We start from the raw sequence: 18,316 nt of genomic DNA, 5'->3' as shown, positions 1-18,316 counted from the left end.
ACAACATGCAACATCCGATAGTGAATATCTTGTCTGATTCCGTTGAGCAAGACGCCCGCCATGCGGGCGCATCCGCCGACACCGGCGCCGCAGAACCCGGAACGGGCAGCGACGCCGCGCCCCGCCGCAAGGGGCTGCGCCGCGGTCTGAGGAACCTGGTGGCATCGCGCCGCCAGGCGGCGCAGGACCGCGCCGAGGGCGCCGAAGGCGCCGGCGCGGCCGGCCAGGGCGATGCCGGCGAGGCGGTTGCAGCCGCCAGCGCGGGCGCCGCCGGTGCCGGGCGCGGTGGCCAGCGTGGCCGCGGCAAGCGCAAGACGGGCGAGGGCGCGCAGGGCAGCCAGGGCACCAGCAAGGCGGACAAGATCGACCGCGCGGCCCGAGCCGAAGGCGCCGACAAGCCGGAGCAGCCGGCCCGCAAGCGCAAGCAGGGCCAGCGCAGCGGCAAGCCCGCAACGTCCGGCGACAACCAGGGCGCAGGTGCGCGCCAGCAGGGCCGGCGCAAGGATGGCAGCAAGCCGCAGGCCGCGCGCAAGGGCCAAACCGGCGCGGACAAGGCCGCCGCAAGCAGCGAAGACCTGTTCCGCTTCGTCATTTCTGAGCAGTACGACAGCGAAGACACCGTCATCCCGCGCACCAAGGCCAAGCCGGTGCGCGAACTCTCCGCCGAAGACGACGCCCCCAAGCTGCACAAGGTGCTGGCCGAGGGCGGCCTGGGCTCGCGCCGCGAGATGGAAGAGCTGATCCTGCAGGGCCGCGTCTCGGTCAACGGGCTGCCGGCCCATATCGGCCAGCGCATACTGCCGGCCGACCAGGTCCGCGTGAACGGCAAGCTGATCCACCGCAAGGTGTCGACCAAGCCGCCGCGCGTGCTGCTGTATCACAAGCCTGCCGGCGAGATCGTCAGCCAGTCCGATCCGGAAGGCCGCCCGACCGTGTTCGACAACCTGCCGCGCATCAAGACCGGCAAGTGGGTCGCGGTGGGCCGCCTGGATTTCAACACTGAAGGCCTGCTGATCTTCACCACCTCGGGCGACATCGCCAACCGGTTCATGCATCCCCGCTACGGGGTCGAGCGCGAGTACGCGGTACGCACGCTGGGCGAGCTGGCCGAAGCCGACCGCCAGCGCCTGCTGCACGGCATCAAGCTGGATGACGGCGAGGCCAACTTCCTGCGCATTGCCGACGGTGGCGGCGAAGGCGCCAACCATTGGTACCACGTGGCCCTGACCGAAGGCCGCAACCGCGAAGTGCGGCGCATGTTCGAGGCGGTTGGCCTGACCGTGTCGCGCCTGATCCGTACCCGCTACGGCCAGTTCCTGCTGCCGCGCGGTCTCAAGCGCGGCCGCTGGCAGGAAGTGGAGCCGAATGACGTCAAGGCGCTGATGACCAGCGTCGGCCTGAAGGTGCCGGGCAAGGGCGAGCAGGCACCCAAGGGTGCCACCAAGGTGGGCGGGCGCAAGCAGCGCACCGAGGCGGCGATTGCCGGCATGCCGATGCATACCGGCATGGATGGCCTGCCGCGCTTCGAACAGGGCGGTCCTCGTGGCGGTGGCGGCGGCAGCCGCAGCAGCCAGCCGGATCCGATGAAGACGTCGATGGGCTATATCAGCCACGGGCCGACGCTGCTGACTTCGCACGCCGCCAACCTCGGCGGTGGCCGCGGCGCCGGCGCGCGCCAGGGACGTGGCGGCGGTGCCGGCATGGGCGGCATGGGCGGCACTAGGGGCCAGGCAGGCCAGGGGCAGGGCAAGGCCCGCCGCGGCGGCGAGGCCAATGGCAACGTGATGCCGAAGGCAGCCAAGTCGGGCGGCAACCGTTCGCCGCGTGGCGGTGGCGGCAATCGCGGTGGCAACCGCGGCGGCAATCGTTAGGTGCCGCAGGCTGCGCACGGCAGGCAGAACGCCTGCCGGCGCCGCGTGCAATCCGCGGTAATGTCTGGCTTTTGCCTTTTCGACATAATCCGCGTATAATTCAAGTCTATTCAAAAAGCCATCCTCGTCCGAGGATGGGCGAATGATGGGCATTGCGCCCATTTTTTTTTGGTTCGCCCGTTTTTCGGTGCTTCCGCATGGGCGGAAGGGGTGGCGGACAGGCAGCGCTGCAGCAGGGTCGTCCCGGACGGCACCGGCGGGTTTGCCTGCCACGGTGTTGATGGCCATTACTCGGGATAACAGTGCATCTGGCAGATTTGATCGAAACCACCCTAAGCGGCATGGGATATGAGCTGGTCGAGCTCGAGCGTGCCCCGGCCGGATTGCTGCGTGTCTATATCGATCAGCCTGAAACCGGCATTGCCATCGAGGATTGCGAAAAGGTGAGCCGCCAGCTCACCCACGTGTTTACGGTCGAGAACGTCGACTATGAACGCCTCGAGGTCTCGTCGCCCGGACTGGACCGGCCGCTGAAGAAGCTGGCCGACTTCATCCGCTTTGCCGGCGCGGAGGCGCGCGTGACGCTGCGCCTGCCCGTCAACGGACAGAAGAACTTCACCGGCATCCTGCGCGAGCCCACCGGCGCCGCGGGCGAAGAGAAGATCGGCCTGGAGTTCGAGGGCAAGGATGGCCCGGCGCTGCTGGAATTTGCCGTATCCGATGTCGACAAGGCACGCCTGGTGCCGGTGATCGACTTCAAAGGAAATCAAAGAAAAGGGAACAAGCAATGAGCCGCGAAGTTCTGTTGCTCGTCGATGCGCTTGCGCGTGAGAAGAACGTCGACAAGGATGTGGTATTCGGTGCCCTGGAGGCGGCGCTCGCCTCGGCCACCAAGAAGCGTTTCGAGGAAGACGTGGATATCCGTGTCGCGATCGATCGCGAGTCGGGCGAGCATGAAACCTTCCGCCGCTGGCTGGTCGTTCCCGACGAGCTGGGCTTGCAGGAGCCGGACAAGCAGATCCTGCTGTTCGAGGCCCGCGAGGAAAACCCGGGCATCGAGCTGGGTGACTATATCGAGCAGCAAATCGAATCGGTCGAGTTCGGCCGCATCGGCGCGCAGGCCGCCAAGCAGGTGATCCTGCAGCGCATCCGCGACGCCGAGCGCGAGCAGATCCTGAACGACTACCTCGACCGCGGCGAAAAGATCATGACCGGCACGGTCAAGCGCGCCGACAAGAAGGGCCTGATCGTCGAATCCGGCCGCGTCGAAGCGCTGCTGGCCCGCGACCAGATCATTCCCAAGGAAAACCTGCGCACCGGCGACCGTGTGCGCGCCTATATCCTCAATGTAGACCGCGCCGCGCGTGGCCCGCAGATCGAGCTGTCGCGCACAGCGCCCGATTTCCTGATCAAGCTCTTCGAGAACGAAGTGCCTGAAATGGAACAGGGCCTGCTGGAGATCAAGGCGGCGGCCCGCGACCCGGGCGTGCGCGCCAAGATCGCGGTGGTCGCGCACGACAAGCGCATCGACCCGATCGGCACCTGCGTGGGCGTGCGTGGCACGCGCGTCACCGCGGTGCGCAACGAGATCGGCGGCGAGGCGGTGGACATTGTGCTGTGGTCGGAAGACCCGGCGCAGTTCGTGATCGGCGCGCTGGCGCCGGCGCAGGTGCAGTCGATCGTGGTCGATGAAGAGAAGCACAGCATGGACGTGGTGGTCGACGAGGAAAACCTCGCCGTCGCCATCGGCCGCAGCGGTCAGAACGTGCGCCTGGCGTCCGAGCTGACCGGCTGGCAGATCAACATCATGACGCAGGAAGAATCGGCGCAGAAGCAGGCCGAGGAAAGCGATGTGGTGCGCAAGCTGTTCATGTCCAAGCTGGACGTGGACGAGGAAGTCGCCGACATCCTGATCGAGGAAGGCTTCTCCACGCTGGAAGAAGTGGCTTATGTCCCCATCAGTGAAATGATGGAGATCGAGGCCTTTGACGAAGACACCGTCAACGAGCTGCGCAATCGCGCGCGTGATGCGCTCCTGACGATGGAACTGGCCCGGGAAGAAAAGGTGGAAGAGGTGTCGCAGGACCTGCGCTCGCTCGACGGCCTCAACCCGGAACTGATCGGCAAGCTGGCCGAAGGCGATATCCATACGCGTGACGACCTGGCCGAACTGGCCGTGGACGAGCTGGTCGAGATGACCGGTGTCAGCGAGGAAGAAGCCAAGTCGCTGATCATGAAAGCACGGGAACATTGGTTCAACTGAGGGACACGCCCTGGCCGCTGAAACCGGGCAGGGCGCGCTTTCCGCAACAATTTGTCCCGACGTAGAAACCAAGCATTGAAAGGGTTTGAATGGCAAGCACAACAGTTGCCCAACTGGCCGCAGAACTGAGTCGCAGCGCAGCTGCCCTGCTGGAACAATTGCAGGCGGCTGGGGTGGGCAAAGCGACGCCAGAAGACATCATCACGGAATCGGATAAGACCAGGCTGCTGGACTATCTGAAGCGCTCGCACGGCCAGGCCGACGACAGCGCCCGCAAGAAGATCACACTGACCAAGCGCGAAACCTCCGAGATCCGCCAGTCGGACGCCACCGGCAAGACCCGCACGGTCCAGGTGGAAGTGCGCAAGAAGCGCGTGCTGATCAAGCGCGACGACGCTGCCCAGGAGCCGCAGGCCGATGGCGCCGAGGCCCAGGCCCAGGTCGTCGATGCTGCCGAGGAGGCGCGCCGCGAAGCGGAAGAGCGCCGCCAGGCCGAGCAGCTGGCGCGCCAGGAAGCCGAGGCCAAGGCCGCCCGGGAGGCCGCCGAGCGCGAGGAAGCCGAGCGCCGCGCGCGCCAGGAGGCACTCGAGGCCGAACAGCGCCGCCAGGCCGAACTCGCCGCCCGCAAGGCCGAGGAAGAGGCTGCCGCATCGCGCGCCGTGACCGAAGCCAACGAGGACGCCTCGCGCAAGAAGGCCGAGGACGAGAAGGCCCGCGTCGCCGCCGAACGCGCCGAGGCGCAGAAGGCTGCCGACGAGGCCAAGGCTGCCGCCGACAAGGCCCGCGCCGAGCAGGAAATCGCCGCGCGCAAGCGCCGCGAGGCCGCCGAAGCCGAGGCCCGTGCGATCCAGCAGATGCTGAACGCGCCGGCACGCGTGCTCAAGGCGCCATCCGAGCGCAAGGCCGAGGAAAAGAAGGCCGAGCAGACCGGTACGCTGCACAAGCCGGTGAAGCCGGCCGGCACCGAGGCCAAGCCGGGCGAGAAGAAGCCGGTGACCGCCACCGCTACCACCACCACCGACAAGAAGGGCAAGGTCGTCAAGGCCGGCACCTCGTCGACGTGGCAGGACGAAGGCAGCCGCAAGAAGGGCAGCGGCCTGAAGACGCGCGGCGATTCGTCGGGCGGCGTGGGCGGCTGGCGCGGTGGCCCGCGCGGCCGTGGCGGCCGTCAGCAGCAGCATGACGACAGCCGCAGCAACTTCCAGGCGCCGACCGAACCGGTGGTGCGCGAAGTGCACGTGCCGGAAACCATCTCGGTGGCCGACCTGGCCCACAAGATGGCGGTCAAGGCATCCGAGGTCATCAAGCAGATGATGAAGCTCGGCCAGATGGTGACGATCAACCAGGTGCTGGACCAGGAAACCGCCATGATCGTGGTGGAAGAAATGGGCCACAAGGCGTACGCCGCCAAGCTGGACGATCCGGAAGCGCTGCTGGTGGTCGACGGCGAAGAGCACGAAGACGCCGAACTGCTGCCGCGTCCGCCGGTGGTGACCGTGATGGGTCACGTCGACCACGGCAAGACCTCGCTGCTGGACTACATCCGCCGCACCAAGGTGGCCGCGGGCGAAGCCGGCGGCATTACGCAGCATATCGGTGCCTACCATGTGGAAACCGACCGCGGCGTGATCACCTTCCTGGATACCCCGGGTCACGAGGCCTTCACGGCCATGCGTGCCCGCGGTGCCAAGGCCACCGACATCGTTATCCTGGTGGTCGCTGCCGACGACGGCGTGATGCCGCAGACCAAGGAAGCCATCGCGCACGCCAAGGCTGCCGGCGTGCCGATCGTGGTGGCGATCAACAAGGTCGACAAGCCCGAAGCCAACCCGGACCGCGTCAAGCAGGAACTGGTGGCCGAGCAGGTGGTGCCGGAAGAATACGGCGGCGATTCGCCGTTCGTGCCGGTGTCCGCCAAGACCGGCGCCGGCATCGAAGACCTGCTGGAGCAGGTGTCGCTGCAGGCCGAAGTGCTGGAACTGAAGGCACCGGTGGACGCCCCGGCCAAGGGCCTGGTGGTGGAAGCCCAGCTCGACAAGGGTAAGGGCCCGATCGCCACCATCCTGGTCAGCAGCGGCACGCTCAAGCGTGGCGATGTGGTGCTGGCTGGCAGCGCCTACGGCCGCGTGCGCGCCATGCTGGACGAGAACGGCAAGGCCACCAAGGAGGCCGGCCCGTCGATCCCGGTCGAAATCCAGGGCCTGTCCGAAGTGCCCGCCGCCGGCGAGGAAGTGCTGGTGCTGCCGGACGAGCGCAAGGCGCGCGAAATCGCGCTGTTCCGCCAGGGCAAGTTCCGCGACGTGAAGCTGGCCAAGCAACAGGCCGCCAAGCTCGAGAACATGCTGGAGCAGATGGCCGAAGGCGAAGTGCAGACGCTGCCGCTGATCGTCAAGGCCGACGTGCAGGGTTCGCAGGAAGCGCTGGTGCAGTCGCTGCAGAAGCTGTCGACCGCCGAGGTGCGGGTGCAGATCGTGCACGGCGGCGTGGGTGGCATCTCCGAGTCCGACGTCAACCTGGCGACGGCCTCGAAGGCCGTCATCATCGGCTTCAACGTGCGTGCCGATGCGGGCGCGCGCAAGCTGGCCGAGCACAACGGCATCGATATCCGCTACTACAACATCATTTACGATGCGGTAGACGAGATCAAGGCGGCGATGTCGGGCATGCTGGCGCCGGAGAAGCGCGAAACCACTACTGGCACGGTCGAGGTGCGCCAGGTGTTCCGCGTGCCGAAGGTCGGCGCGGTGGCCGGCTGTATGGTCACCGACGGCGTGGTCAAGCGCAGTTCGCTGGTGCGCGTGCTGCGCAACAACGTGGTCATCCACGACGGCGAGCTGGATTCGCTCAAGCGCTTCAAGGACGACGTCAAGGAAGTCAAGCAAGGCTTCGAGTGCGGTCTGTCGATCAAGAACTTCAACGATGTTCAGGAAGGCGACCAGCTCGAGGTGTACGAAATCACAGAGGTGGCGCGCACGCTGTAAGGCGTCGCAAGCAACGGCAGGCTTCGGCCTGCCGTTGTCATCTCGACCAGACTGTATTGCATGGCCAAGAAAGGCAATATCTCCTCCCGCAATCTCCGCATCTCTGACCAGATCCAGAAGGACCTGGCCGAGATGATCCAGCGCGAACTGCGCGACCCGCGCCTCGGCCTGGTCACGCTGCAGTCCGTCACGCTGACGCCCGACTACGCGCACGCCAAGGTGTACTTCACCGTGCTGGGTGCCGAAGCGGCCCAGGCCGAAGCCATCCTGAACGAGAAGGCCGGCTACCTGCACTCGCTGCTGTTCAAGCGCCTGCACATCCATACCGTGCCGACGCTGCATTTCCATCACGACACCTCGGTCGAACACGCGATCGAGATGTCCCGGCTGATCAACGAAGCGAACGCTACGCGTTCGAAAGACGAAGACTGATGCCGGCGCCCATGCCGGCCGGCATGGGCTCTGCTGGCGCGGTCGCCGCGCGTTGCGCCTCGCCGCCTTTCGCTTGTTCCCGATGACCGATTCCAACGCCAACCGTCCGCCGCGACTGCCGCGCCGCGAGGTCCATGGTGTGCTGCTGCTCGACAAGCCGCTGGGGCTGTCGTCCAACGACGCGCTGGTGCGTGCCAAGCGCCTGTTGCGCGCGGCCAAGGCCGGCCATACCGGCACCCTCGATCCGCTCGCCACCGGGCTGCTGCCGCTGTGTTTCGGCGAAGCCACCAAGTTCTCGCAGGACCTGCTCGAGGCGGACAAGACCTATGACGCCGAAGTGCGCCTGGGCGCGCGCTCCAGCACCGGCGACGCCGAAGGCGAGCTGCTCGACGTGCGCCCGGTCACCTGTGACCGCGCCGCGGTGGAGCGGGTGCTGGGGGGCTTCGTCGGCGAGATCGAGCAGGTGCCGCCGATGCATTCGGCGCTGAAGAAGGACGGCCGTCCGCTGTACGAATACGCGCGCGCCGGCCAGACCGTGGAGCGCGCGGCGCGGCGCGTCACGATCCGTTCGATTGCACTGCTGGACTGCGCCTTGCCCGAAGCCCCATCGTTCAAGATGCGGGTGACGTGCAGCAAGGGCACCTATATCCGCACGCTGGCCGAGGATATCGGTGAAGCGCTGGGTTGCGGCGCGCACCTGACGGGGCTGCGCCGCATTGCCGTGGGCGACCTGACGCTCGATGGCGCGGTGACGCTGGCGCAGATCGAGGCACAGGACGATGCGCAGCGCCCGGCCATGCTGGCGCCGGTCGATGCCCTGCTGCAGAAATGCGTGCCGGTGCAGCTGGATGCGGCGGCGGCGGGGCGCTTCCTGCAAGGGCAGCGCATTGCCCAGCGCGACCTGCCGGCCGGCACCGTGCTGGCCGAGCAAAGCCTGGCGCGGGTCTATGCCGGCGAGCCGGCGCGGCTGCTGGGCGTGGCACGCATGCGCGAAGGCGCGTTGCGGCCCGAGCGGCTGGTCAAGCTGTGAGGCGGCGTGCGGCGACGTAGCCGCGCCCGCCGACCGGACAGCCCTTATTCCAATGTGACCTTGGCCGCCTTGATCACGTCGGCCCACATCTTGCGGTCCTGCGCGAGGAAGCCGGCAAAGTGCTCGGGCGTATCGCCCACCGGCTCGGAGCCGAATTCGGCCATCTTCTTCCTGACTTCCGGATTCGCCAGCGCCTTGACCAGCGCCTGGTTGTAGCGGACCACGATCGCCTTCGGCAGGTCCTTCGGCCCGAAGATGCCTTGCCAGGTCGGCATGTTGAAGTCCTTCAGGCCGCTCTCGGCCAGCGTCGGGACCTCCGGCAGCAACGGCGAGCGCTTGCTGCCGGTGACCGCCAGCGCCTTGACCTTGCCGCTCCTGGCGAGCGCCGCCGCGGTGGTGATGTTATCCACCGTCATGGCGATATGGCCGCCCATCAGGTCGGTGATCACCGGCGTGGCGCCCTTGTACGGCGCGTGGACCATGTCGATGCCGAGGCGATGCAGCATGGTCTCGGCGATCAGGTGGTTGGACGTGCCGACGCCCGCGGTGCCATAGGTAACCTGTGGCGTCTTTTTCACGTACGCGGTGAAGTCGGCCATGGTCTTGACCGGCAGCGCCGGGTTGACGATCACGACATTGGGCTGCGTCGCCAGCATGGCGATGGGGGTGAAGTCATCCGCCTTGTACGGCGTGCCCTTGGGGTTGAGCACGTGCGTCACCGCCATTGCGCCGGCAGCGCCCATGCCGATGGTGTAGCCGTCGGCCGGCGCCTTGGCCAGCTTGTCGGCGGCGATATTGCCACCCGCGCCGGGCACGTTTTCCACCACCACCGGCACGCCCAGGCTTTCCGACAGCGGCGCCTGCACCAGCCGCGCCAGCAGGTCGGCCGAGCCGCCCGGGGCAAAGCCCACCAGCAGGCGCACCGGCTTTGCCGGCTTCCATTCCTGCGCCTGCGCGGCGGGGACCATCGCGGCGGCCAGGCCGATCCACATCATGCCGCTTGCCAGCGGCTTCCTCCACTTACCTACCTTTTCCATGCCTTCCAGCTCCAGCAGTGTCATGGGCAATCTGTCAGCGGGCTTGCCCTTACCCTGAATGCGTTCGCCGCGTGCGCGAATCCTGTGCGCGCCATCAAGCCGCCGCGCCAGCCAGTACCTGTCCCAGCAGCCGTGCCACCATGCGGTTCGACAGCAGCACCGGAGCCCCCGCATGGCGCGCCACCATGGCGCGCATGGCTTCGGTGTAGCCCATGCAGTGCATCACCACCAGGTCGCAGCCGCGCAGCGCCGCGCCCGCCTGCGCAAAGCGGCCGGTATCGCTCTCGGCGCTATCGGTATAGGGGGATGCATGCGTGACGCGCAGCTCGCAGGGCACCGGCTGGATCAGGTGAAAGCCGCTCATTTGCGCCGCCAGCGGCAGCACGATGCCGAGCCGCCTGCAGCCCTGCGCCAGCGCTACCGTCAGGTGGTCCACCACCTGCTGCGGTTCCAGCACCAGCGACTGCATCGGCGGCAGCGCGGTGCCGGTGCACAGCGGCACCAGCGCGTCGAAGCCGCCGTCGTCGAGCGAGTTCATCAGCCGCGCCAGCATGGCCTCGGCCGCCGGCTTGCCCATCACCGCCTGCGTGCCGTCGCGCAGGCGGCTGGCGAAGCGGTACTCGCCCGCAGCGGGCGCCAGAGCGGCGATCTCGTCGGACCCCAGCGCGTCCAGGATGCCGAATTCTTCGACTTCGGCCGGCAGGCCCAGGTCGGCCATCATCTGCGGCACCACGTCGGTCCGCGGCGACTGCCCGATGGTGACGAAGGCCACGCGCGGCAGGCGGGGGGCGGCCGCGGTCATGCTTCGGTCCCGACGGTCTGCAGGTGCGCGAGCGAGCCGTAGCGCCGCTGCAGCTCGGCCCATTCCTCGGCATCGTAGAAGGCGCACTGGCCCTGGCCGAACTGCTTGGCGACCTCGATGCAGAAGCGCGTCGCCACATCGATATCGAAGGCGTTGGTGACGCCGGTGGCGCAGCCCGGCACGGTGGTCTGCGCGGTCAGCGCCACGCCCACCACCGGCGCCGCGGTGACGATGGCCGGCTGCATGATCGAATTGACATGCCACAGGCCATTCTCATACGGGGTGATGTCCTGGGTGGTCAGCGGCAGCACCGACGGCAGTTCGCCGCTGACCCAGCCCATCAGGTCCAGCATCCGCTCCGGCAGGCGCAACAGCCAGCCTTGCTTCGCCACCGGCGTCAGCGCGACGCCGCGGCGGTTGACGAAGCGGTTGCCGCGCGTGGTGTCGACCGAAAGGATCGCCGCCATGCCGGGATGCACCTCGTGCGACATCATCGTGCGCATCGCGAAGGGCGATTTCATCATCGGCACCGGCTGGTGCGGCCGCGTCGCGGCGTGCGGGCAGATGTGGGTATGGATCCGCACCGGGCCGGCCAGCACATCGCCGCTGGCGGCCATGTCGGCCAGCTTGAGCGCGGTGGCGACGGCGACGATGGCGCCGTCGGCATCCGACACCAGGCCGGTCACGGCCGGGCGCGCGCCGACGCCGCCAAGGCGGCCGACCACGCCCAGCGCGGGCGCGTCGGGATTGCGGCCGGGCAGGGTGCAGGCGAGAAAGTCGGTGTAGAGGCCGTTCTCTTCCACGCGCGTCACCGTGACGTCGCGGATGCCGCGGGCGCGCAACAACGCGGCAACGGTCTCGCCGTCGACGCTGGCTGCGGACAGCAGCTCGATCGATTCAATTACCTGCTTGATGGACATCTTGCTTCAAGTTCCTTGCTTGACTGGATGGCGAGGGTCAGAGGCCGGCGGCGGGAGCCGGCACGGACAATGCGCCGGGCGCGACGTCGACGATCTGCTGGCCAAGGAACCAGCGTGCGCCATGCGCACCACCCATCTCCATGCGATCGCCCGAGACCCGCACCCAGTTGCCTTCGGGCAGGCCCAGCACCGGCGTCCGCGGCTGCAGCACCGTGAACTCGGCCAGCCGCTGGTCGCGCGTTTCGCCGCGGAAGCCGGGCACCACCAGGTTGAAGTAGTGCGGGTTGATCTGGAACGGCACCAGCCCGAGCGCGTCGAGGCCGCCAGGGTCGGCGACCGGCATGTCGTTGGTGGTGCGGATGGTCGGGCAGGCGACATTGGTGCCGGCGCTCCAGCCGATATAGCGTGCCGCGCCCGCGGCCACCTGGCGCGCAATCACAGGCAGCAGGCCGCGCTCGCGCAGGCACTGCAGCAGCCGGAAGGTGTTGCCGCCGCCGATGACGATCAGTTCGGCCGCTGCCACCGCCCGTACGCCATCCGCATGGTCCAGCCGGTGCGGCGAGTGCACGGCGATGCCGGCCGGAGCGAGTGCGTCGCGCACCAGCGCTTCGTAGCTGTCCCAGTCGCGCGTGACGCCGGCGAACGGCAGGAAGCAGGCACGGTTGCGACCGCCGGCCAGTTCACGGATCGCGGCGTGGGCATGGACGAGGTAGCCCGCGTCGCTGGAGGAGTTGCTGAGTAACAGGAGTTCCATGGGTCTTGGCTGCGGGATGACTATTGGGCGGCGATGTCGACGGGATGGAGCCAGAGCGGATCGCCAATTCGCTGCCCGAGCGGCGCCACCGCCTGCACCAGCGTCTCGCGCAGCGCGCGTGCCTGGGCCTGGCTGACCTGCATCGCGGTGAAGGACAGGCACAGACCACGCACGTCGCCCGAGAGCGGGTCCGCCAGCGTGGTGGCAACGGCCCCGATGCCCGGCATGCCTTCGTTGACGGCGATGGCACTGCGCTCGGCGCGGGCCGTGGCCACGCGCTCGCGCAACTCGGCCACGGTGGCAGGACATCCGGCCGGTGCGTCGGGCAGCTTGCGGGCGCCGGTGACGCCGTAGCGCGCGCTGAATTCGGCCTCGGGCAGGCGCGACAGCAGTACGCGGCCCATGGCGGTGGTAAAGGCCGGCCGGCGCGCGCCCGGCGGCGACAGCACCTGTACCGGGTTGCTGCCGTTCAGGCGCTGCAGCACCACGGTGTCGGTGCCGTCGAGCATCGACAGGTAGGCCGTGAAGCCGGTCGAATCCGACAACGCGGCGAGTATCTCGCGGCACTGGTCATCAAAGGGGTGCGCCTGCGTGGCGGCCTGCGCCGCGCGGATCACCAGTGCGCCCGGGCGATAGCGGCGCGTCGACGGCTGCAGCTCCAGCAGCCGGTAGCGCACCATCTGCGCGAGCAGGCGCGATGCCGAGCTCTTGGCCAGCCCCAGCTCATCCAGCACATCGTTGAACGTGATCTCGTGGCGGCCATGCCCGAACAGGTCCAGCACGCCCTCCACGCCTTCAAGAATGCTCACTCCGCCTCTCCGCCCAGTTTGGTTGCCTTGGTTCCGTTTTTCGGAACTACGGTTCCGTAATTCGGTCGGCAAATCATAGGGCGATGGATGGCGGAACACAAGGGGAAATTTCACTAGCCGGATGCGGGCAAAAAAAAATGGCCCCGAACCGGGGCCATTCCTATGTATCGCTGAACCGGGCGCTCAGTGCGCCGCCATCGCGTCCGCCGAGCCGCCACCGCCGCCCCGGGCCGGCCGCGTCAGCCAGACGAAGCCGATCAGCACGAAGAACAGCACGCCCGAGATCCAGAAGATGTCGTTGGCGCCGAGCATGGCTGCCTGCTGGGTGAGATTGCGCTCGATCACGCCGACTGCCTGTGCCTGGCTCATCCCCATCTGCATCAGGTGGTTGAGCTGGTCGTGGTAGACCGGGTTGTACGGGTTGACCTGCTCGACCAGTTGCGCGTGGTGCAGCGCCGAGCGGTTCTCCCAGACGGTGGTCGAGACCGACGCGCCGATGCCGCCGAAGGTAATCCGCACGAAGTTCGACAGGCCCGAGGCGGCGGGAATCTTCTCCGGGGGCTGGCCCGACAGGATGATCGAGGTCAGCGGGATGAAGAACATCGCCATGGCCGCGCCCTGGATCAGCGTCGGTACCATCAGGGTCCAGGTATCGACCTGCGTGGTGAAGCCCGAGCGCATCAGGCTGACGATGCCGAAGGTGATGAAGGCCGCGGTGGCCACCCAGCGCGCATCCATCTTCGGCAGGTTGCGCCCGATCACCGGCGACAGCAGGATCGCGAAGATGCCGACCGGCGCCATCACGATGCCCGCGTCGGTCGCGGTATAGCCGACGATGGTCTGCAGCCACAGCGGCAGGATCACCAGGTTGCCGAAGAACAGCCCGTAGGCCACCGAGATCGCGACCACGCCGGAACTGAAGTTACGGCCCCTGAACAGGCTGATGTCGACAATGGGATGCTTTTCATAGGTCTCCCAGGCGAGGAAGAACAGGAAGCCGACGATCGCCACCAGGGTCAGCACCACGATCTCGGTCGAGTGGAACCAGTCCAGCTCCTTGCCCTTGTCCAGCATCAGCTGCATCGAGCCGACCCAGATCACCAGCAGCGCCAGGCCGATGCGGTCGATCGGCAACACCCTGGTGGGGGTCTCGCGGTCCTTGTAGATGGCCCAGGTGGCGTAGGCGGTGACGATGCCCACCGGCACGTTGATGTAGAAGATCCACGGCCAGGTCATGTTGTCGGAAATCCAGCCGCCCAGCAGCGGGCCCATGATCGGCGCGACCAGCGTGGTCATGCCCCATAGCGCCAGCGCCATGGTGCTCTTCGCGGGCGGATAGCTCGACAGCAGCAGCGACTGCGACAGCGGGATCATCGGCCCGGCCACCGCTCCCTGCAGCACGCGCGCGGCCAGCAGCGTCTCCAGGTTGGGGGCGACGCCGCACAGCCACGACGCCAGCACGAACAGCAGGATCGAGGTGATGAACAGCCGCACCGCGCCAAAGCGCGTGGTCAGCCAGCCGGTCAGCGGCACCGAAATCGCATTGGCCACCGCGAACGAGGTGATGACCCAGGTGCCCTGGTTGGGCGCCACGCCCAGGTCGCCCGAGATCGCCGGGATCGACACGTTGGCGATCGACGAGTCCAGCACGTTCATGAACGTGGCCAGCGACAGCGCGATGGTGCCGAGCACCAGCTTGCCGCCGGTCAGTGGCTGCGGCTGCTGCGGCAGGGTCCGCGCCGGCGCGGGGCCGGCGTCGGGCTGCGCCCCGGGCGCTGCCGGAGCGGCGGAAGGGGAGGTGGCCATGATCAGGTATTGGCGGGCCGGTCGGACTTGGCGTGGGCGGCGCTGGCCGGGGACAGGCCGGTGCCGCGGCCGCCGTTGTTGGCGGTGATGATGCGCGCGATCAGCTGGTCGGCATCCTGCGCCACCTTGTCATAGACATCGGTCTGCATCGGCCTGGCCGGCGCGGCGGCGGCCATGGCGGCGCCTTCCTCGCGGCGCACGTCGACCTTGACCGTCATCGACAGGCCCACGCGCAGCGGATGGTCCTTGAGCTGCTGCGGGTCCAGCGCGATGCGCACCGGCAGGCGCTGCACCACCTTGATCCAGTTGCCGGTGGCGTTCTGCGCCGGCAGCAGCGAAAACGCCGAGCCGGTGCCGGCCGAGAAGCCCGCGACCTTGCCGCGGTATTCGACCTTTGAGCCATAGACATCGGCTTCCAGCGTCACCGGCTGGCCGATGCGCATATGCGTGATCTGCACTTCCTTGAAATTGGCGTCGACCCAGACCTGGTCCAGCGGCACCACCGCCATCAGCGGCGCGCCGGCGGCGACGCGCTGGCCGACCTGCACCGAGCGCTTGGCGACGTAGCCGGTCACCGGCGCCGGCAGCGCCGAGCGCGCGAACGACAGGTAGGCCGAGCGCAGGTTGGCGGCGGCGCGCTGCACGTTGGGGTGGTGCTCGACCGTGGTCTGGTCGGTCAGCACCTTGTTCGATGCCAGCTGCTCGCGCGAGGCCAGCAGCGCCGACTCGGCGCCCTTGAGGGCGGCTTGCGCGTGGGAGATCTCTTCATTCGACACCGCGCCCGAGCCGGCAATGGCCTGGCGCCGGCGCAGGTCGTCGCGGGCCTTGGCCACGTCGGCCTCGCGCAGCGCCACGTTGGCGGCGAGCGAGCCGTTGTTGACGTAGAGCGTGCGCACTTCGCGCACGGCCTGGGCCAGCTGGGCCTCGGCCTGTTCCAGCGCCACCTGCGTGTCGGCGCGGTCGAGCTGGATCAGCGGCTGGCCGGCGGTGACCAGCTGAGTGTCGTCGGCCGAGATCGACACTACCGTGCCGGCCACCAGCGGCGTGACCTGGACCACGTTGCCGGCGACGTAGGCGTCGTCGGTGCTTTCGAAATGGCGGGCATACAGCCCCCAGTACACGCCATAGCCGATGCCGGCGACGACGATCGCCGCGGTCAGCGACAGCAGCATGCGCTTGCGCTTGCCGTTGGGAGGGGTGGCCGTGGCTTGGTGGGAGGGAGTGGTGCCGGCCGCTTGCTGGTTGTTGCTCATGATGTCTTCTGGATAATCTTGTCTGCGATCACCGGGTGCGCGGCTCAGCCGCGGGCGCCCGCCTGGGTGTGGTCCTGGGTTTGGTCCGGCCGCCGGGCCTGGCCATGCGCCACGTTCTCGTGGCCTGCGGCGGGCTCCTGGTAGCCGCCGCCGAGCGCCTTCATCAGGCCCATCTGCAGGTCGAGCCGCCGCGCCTGCAGGTCGGTCGCCAGGCGACGCTGCTGCAGCACATTGCTTTCCGCGTTGAGGACGGTCAGCTGCGTGCCGAGCCCGGCCTTGTAGCGCGTGGTGGCCAGCGCATAGGCGTGCTCGGCCAGGTCCAGTGCTTCGCGCTGGGTCTGGATCTGCTTGTCGACGCTGCGGATGCTGGTCATGGTGTCGGCGGTCTCGCGCAGCGCATCGACCAGCGCCTGGTTGTAGTTGGCCACGGCAATGTCGTAGCCGGCGTATTTGCCCTTCAGGTCGGCGCGCAGCTTGCCGCCTTCGAAGATCGGCAGCCGGATGGTCGGGCCGATGCCGAAGGTGCGGCTGATGCCCATCAGCAGCCTGGACGGATCCAGCGCGGCCAGGCCGGCGAACGCGCTCAGGCTGACGTCGGGCAGGAATTCTTTCTTCGCGACGTTGATGTCCTTCGACGCGGCCTCGACGCGCCAGCGCGCCGCGACCAGGTCAGGGCGGCGGCCCAGCAGGCCGATGGTCAGGTTGTCGGGCAGCGTCGGCGTGGCCTGTGCCAGCAGCACCGGGCGCTGGATCTGCAGGCCGCGGTCGGGGCCCTTGCCAAGCAGCGCCGCGAGCTGGTTGCGGGCCAGCGCGATTTCCTCGTCCACGCGCTGCAGGTCGGTCCGCGAGGCGGCCACGGTGCCGCGCGCCTGCGTGGTTTCCACCTGGGTGTCCAGGCCGGCCGCCAGGCGCTGGCGCGACAGCTCGGTCAGGTCGCGGCGCTGGGCAATGGCGCGCTCGGCCACGTCTCGCTGGGCGTAGAGCGCCGCCAGGCGCGCGTAGTTGCGCGCGATCGAGGTGGCCAGGATCAGGCGCGAGGCCTGGCTTTCGGCTTCGGCGGCGCGGTCGTCGGAGAGCGCGGCCTCGAGCGCGTCGCGGTTCTTGCCCCAGAAGTCGAAGTCATAGGACAGGCCCACTTGCAGGCGCGACTGGTTTTGCCACGAGCCCGCCAGCGGCGTGCCTTCGAACAGGTCGGTTTCGGACAAGCGCTGCCGGATCAGGCTGCCTTCGAACTCCACATGCGGATAGAGCGCGCTGCGGGTGGCTTCGGCCATGGCGCGCGAGGCTTCCACCCGGGCGAATGCAGCCTGCAGGCTCGGGCTGTCCTTGACCGCTTCATCGACCAGCGCGCTGAGCTGCGGATCCTTGAACTGGGCAACCCAGTCCTGCGACGGCCACTGGCCGTGCTCGCCGGGCAGGGTTTGCGAAGTCGCCAGCGCGGCCGGATCGGTCATGGTCTGGGTGCTGTGCGAATCGCCAAGCGCGGCGCAGCCGGCCAGCGCCGCGGCCGCGATCGCGGTCAGCGCCAGCGTGCCGGCACGGCGCGCCAGCTTGCGGGAACTGGCGGGCTGGGTAAATCGGAAGGAAAGAGCTGGTTTCATGGTGTTGCTCCGTGGCCGGAGCCATACGGTTTCTACGGGCTGCTAGCGGTGTCCGGCCGGACTGGCCAACGCGGACGATCTGGCGTGCCGGAGGTCCGGCATAAGGCCGGCTACCCGCTGTTGTCGATGACCCGCCGCAGCATGCTTCGCAGCAACTGGATTTCGTCCTCGGAAAAACCGCGAAAGTGGTGCGCCAGGACCTTGCAGAAGATCGCCGGCAGCTGCTCGACCAGTTCCTGGCCCTGTGGCGTCAACGACAGGTCGACCACGCGGCGGTCGGCGTCGCGGCGGCGGCGCTCGATCAGGCCGCGTTTTTCCATGCGGCTGAGCAGGCGCGTGACCGAGCCCATGTCGGTGTTCAGTTCGCGGCCGAGGTCGGTGACGGTCGAGGCACGGCCGGTGGCCAGCATCATCAGACAGCTGGCCTGGGCCTGGGTGATGTCCAGGCTGCTGACCTCCTGCTCGACGCCATGCGCCAGCATGTTCTTGGCCCGCTGCATCAGGTAGCCGACGCTGTCGCACATCTGGTACCGGGCGGGATCGAATGCGCCCTCGGGGGCGGCGGGCGGAGCGGAAGAGGGGGCTTGTGACATCTTTGCCTTTGCAATCTTTGCTGAGGCAAATATATGTTCACGTTTAACGATCCGCAAGAACGGAAATTGGTTATTGCGAAATCAGCAAATATTTTCCCTATGCGAGCAGCGGTTCGGGTCAACGCTTCTTGCGCCGCAACATGCTAGAATGTTGGGTTACCTCA

General features: G+C 67.8%; 15 protein-coding genes. 6 read left to right on the top strand and 9 right to left on the bottom strand.

Annotated features, from left to right (window positions below; genetic code table 11):
• The first annotated feature begins 5 nt into the window (after positions 1 to 5).
• From rluB to truB, 6 genes are all read left to right on the top strand, one after another.
• Positions 6 to 1,871, top strand: a complete 1,866-nt coding sequence (gene rluB / locus A3AG_RS0123220) for a 23S rRNA pseudouridine(2605) synthase RluB (RefSeq protein ID WP_018007727.1) — start codon at positions 6 to 8, stop codon at positions 1,869 to 1,871.
• 302 nt (positions 1,872 to 2,173) lie between these two features.
• Positions 2,174 to 2,662 carry a ribosome maturation factor RimP gene (gene rimP / locus A3AG_RS0123215; RefSeq protein WP_018007726.1) on the top strand — a complete coding sequence of 163 codons (489 nt, stop codon included), beginning with the start codon at positions 2,174 to 2,176 and terminating at the stop codon, positions 2,660 to 2,662.
• Positions 2,659 to 4,134 (top strand): transcription termination factor NusA, encoded by a 1,476-nt coding sequence (nusA, locus tag A3AG_RS0123210; protein WP_018007725.1) that lies wholly within the window; start codon positions 2,659 to 2,661, stop codon positions 4,132 to 4,134. Before rimP ends, nusA begins: the two co-directional genes overlap by 4 nt.
• A gap of 89 nt (positions 4,135 to 4,223) precedes the next feature.
• Positions 4,224 to 7,115: a translation initiation factor IF-2 gene (gene infB / locus A3AG_RS0123205; RefSeq protein ID WP_018007724.1), complete on the top strand. Its 2,892-nt coding sequence runs from the start codon at positions 4,224 to 4,226 to the stop codon at positions 7,113 to 7,115.
• Between the two features lie 60 nt (positions 7,116 to 7,175).
• Positions 7,176 to 7,547: a 30S ribosome-binding factor RbfA gene (gene rbfA, locus A3AG_RS0123200; RefSeq protein ID WP_018007723.1), complete on the top strand. Its 372-nt coding sequence runs from the start codon at positions 7,176 to 7,178 to the stop codon at positions 7,545 to 7,547.
• An 82-nt stretch (positions 7,548 to 7,629) separates the two neighbouring features.
• A complete protein-coding gene (gene truB / locus A3AG_RS0123195; protein WP_018007722.1) occupies positions 7,630 to 8,577 on the top strand; it encodes a tRNA pseudouridine(55) synthase TruB in 948 nt (315 codons plus the stop codon).
• Positions 8,578 to 8,621: 44 nt separating this feature from the next.
• On the opposite strand, the gene A3AG_RS0123190 is transcribed toward truB, so the two are convergent.
• The 9 genes from A3AG_RS0123190 to A3AG_RS0123150 all read right to left on the bottom strand — a co-directional run bounded on the left by A3AG_RS0123190 (position 8,622) and on the right by A3AG_RS0123150 (position 18,152).
• Positions 8,622 to 9,614: a Bug family tripartite tricarboxylate transporter substrate binding protein gene (locus A3AG_RS0123190; RefSeq protein WP_026164424.1), complete on the bottom strand. Its 993-nt coding sequence runs from the start codon at positions 9,612 to 9,614 to the stop codon at positions 8,622 to 8,624.
• 94 nt (positions 9,615 to 9,708) lie between these two features.
• Positions 9,709 to 10,416, bottom strand: a complete 708-nt coding sequence (locus tag A3AG_RS0123185; protein ID WP_018007720.1) for an AroM family protein — start codon at positions 10,414 to 10,416, stop codon at positions 9,709 to 9,711.
• Positions 10,413 to 11,336, bottom strand: a complete 924-nt coding sequence (locus A3AG_RS0123180) for a DUF1177 domain-containing protein (protein ID WP_018007719.1) — start codon at positions 11,334 to 11,336, stop codon at positions 10,413 to 10,415. Before A3AG_RS0123180 ends, A3AG_RS0123185 begins: the two co-directional genes overlap by 4 nt.
• Positions 11,337 to 11,373: 37 nt before the next feature.
• The gene (gene pepE / locus A3AG_RS0123175) at positions 11,374 to 12,090 is read right to left on the bottom strand and encodes a dipeptidase PepE (protein ID WP_018007718.1); all 717 of its coding nucleotides are present in this window, start codon (positions 12,088 to 12,090) and stop codon (positions 11,374 to 11,376) included.
• Between the two features lie 20 nt (positions 12,091 to 12,110).
• Positions 12,111 to 12,899 carry an IclR family transcriptional regulator gene (locus A3AG_RS0123170; RefSeq protein ID WP_018007717.1) on the bottom strand — a complete coding sequence of 263 codons (789 nt, stop codon included), beginning with the start codon at positions 12,897 to 12,899 and terminating at the stop codon, positions 12,111 to 12,113.
• A gap of 183 nt (positions 12,900 to 13,082) precedes the next feature.
• Positions 13,083 to 14,705, bottom strand: a complete 1,623-nt coding sequence (locus A3AG_RS0123165) for a DHA2 family efflux MFS transporter permease subunit (RefSeq protein WP_018007716.1) — start codon at positions 14,703 to 14,705, stop codon at positions 13,083 to 13,085.
• 2 nt (positions 14,706 to 14,707) lie between these two features.
• Entirely contained in the window at positions 14,708 to 15,958 is a 1,251-nt protein-coding gene (locus A3AG_RS0123160) for an HlyD/EmrA/EmrK family protein (RefSeq protein ID WP_018007715.1), read from the bottom strand.
• A gap of 44 nt (positions 15,959 to 16,002) precedes the next feature.
• A complete protein-coding gene (locus A3AG_RS0123155; protein ID WP_018007714.1) occupies positions 16,003 to 17,559 on the bottom strand; it encodes an efflux transporter outer membrane subunit in 1,557 nt (518 codons plus the stop codon).
• Positions 17,560 to 17,669: 110 nt separating this feature from the next.
• Complete coding sequence (locus A3AG_RS0123150; protein WP_018007713.1) at positions 17,670 to 18,152, bottom strand: MarR family winged helix-turn-helix transcriptional regulator; 483 nt, start codon at positions 18,150 to 18,152, stop codon at positions 17,670 to 17,672.
• Positions 18,153 to 18,316 lie beyond the last annotated feature (164 nt).

This window comes from Cupriavidus neocaledonicus, from assembly GCF_000372525.1.
GTDB classification, from domain to species: Bacteria; Pseudomonadota; Gammaproteobacteria; order Burkholderiales; family Burkholderiaceae; genus Cupriavidus; species Cupriavidus neocaledonicus.
Note: the sequence above shows the minus strand (reverse complement) of the source record. Positions and strands in the feature narration are given on the sequence as shown.

Bases quoted from the DNA above. Each gene is read 5' to 3' on its own strand.
- rluB (WP_018007727.1), top strand. From the start codon at position 6: ATGCAACATCCGATAGTGAATATCTTGTCTGATTCCGTTGAGCAAGAC.
- nusA (WP_018007725.1), top strand. From the start codon at position 2,659: ATGAGCCGCGAAGTTCTGTTGCTCGTCGATGCGCTTGCGCGTGAGAAG.
- infB (WP_018007724.1), top strand. From the start codon at position 4,224: ATGGCAAGCACAACAGTTGCCCAACTGGCCGCAGAACTGAGTCGCAGC.
- rbfA (WP_018007723.1), top strand. From the start codon at position 7,176: ATGGCCAAGAAAGGCAATATCTCCTCCCGCAATCTCCGCATCTCTGAC.
- truB (WP_018007722.1), top strand. From the start codon at position 7,630: ATGACCGATTCCAACGCCAACCGTCCGCCGCGACTGCCGCGCCGCGAG.
- A3AG_RS0123190 (WP_026164424.1), bottom strand. From the start codon at position 9,614: ATGGAAAAGGTAGGTAAGTGGAGGAAGCCGCTGGCAAGCGGCATGATG.
- A3AG_RS0123185 (WP_018007720.1), bottom strand. From the start codon at position 10,416: ATGACCGCGGCCGCCCCCCGCCTGCCGCGCGTGGCCTTCGTCACCATC.
- A3AG_RS0123180 (WP_018007719.1), bottom strand. From the start codon at position 11,336: ATGTCCATCAAGCAGGTAATTGAATCGATCGAGCTGCTGTCCGCAGCC.
- pepE (WP_018007718.1), bottom strand. From the start codon at position 12,090: ATGGAACTCCTGTTACTCAGCAACTCCTCCAGCGACGCGGGCTACCTC.
- A3AG_RS0123165 (WP_018007716.1), bottom strand. From the start codon at position 14,705: ATGGCCACCTCCCCTTCCGCCGCTCCGGCAGCGCCCGGGGCGCAGCCC.
- A3AG_RS0123160 (WP_018007715.1), bottom strand. From the start codon at position 15,958: ATGAGCAACAACCAGCAAGCGGCCGGCACCACTCCCTCCCACCAAGCC.
- A3AG_RS0123155 (WP_018007714.1), bottom strand. From the start codon at position 17,559: ATGAAACCAGCTCTTTCCTTCCGATTTACCCAGCCCGCCAGTTCCCGC.
- A3AG_RS0123150 (WP_018007713.1), bottom strand. From the start codon at position 18,152: ATGTCACAAGCCCCCTCTTCCGCTCCGCCCGCCGCCCCCGAGGGCGCA.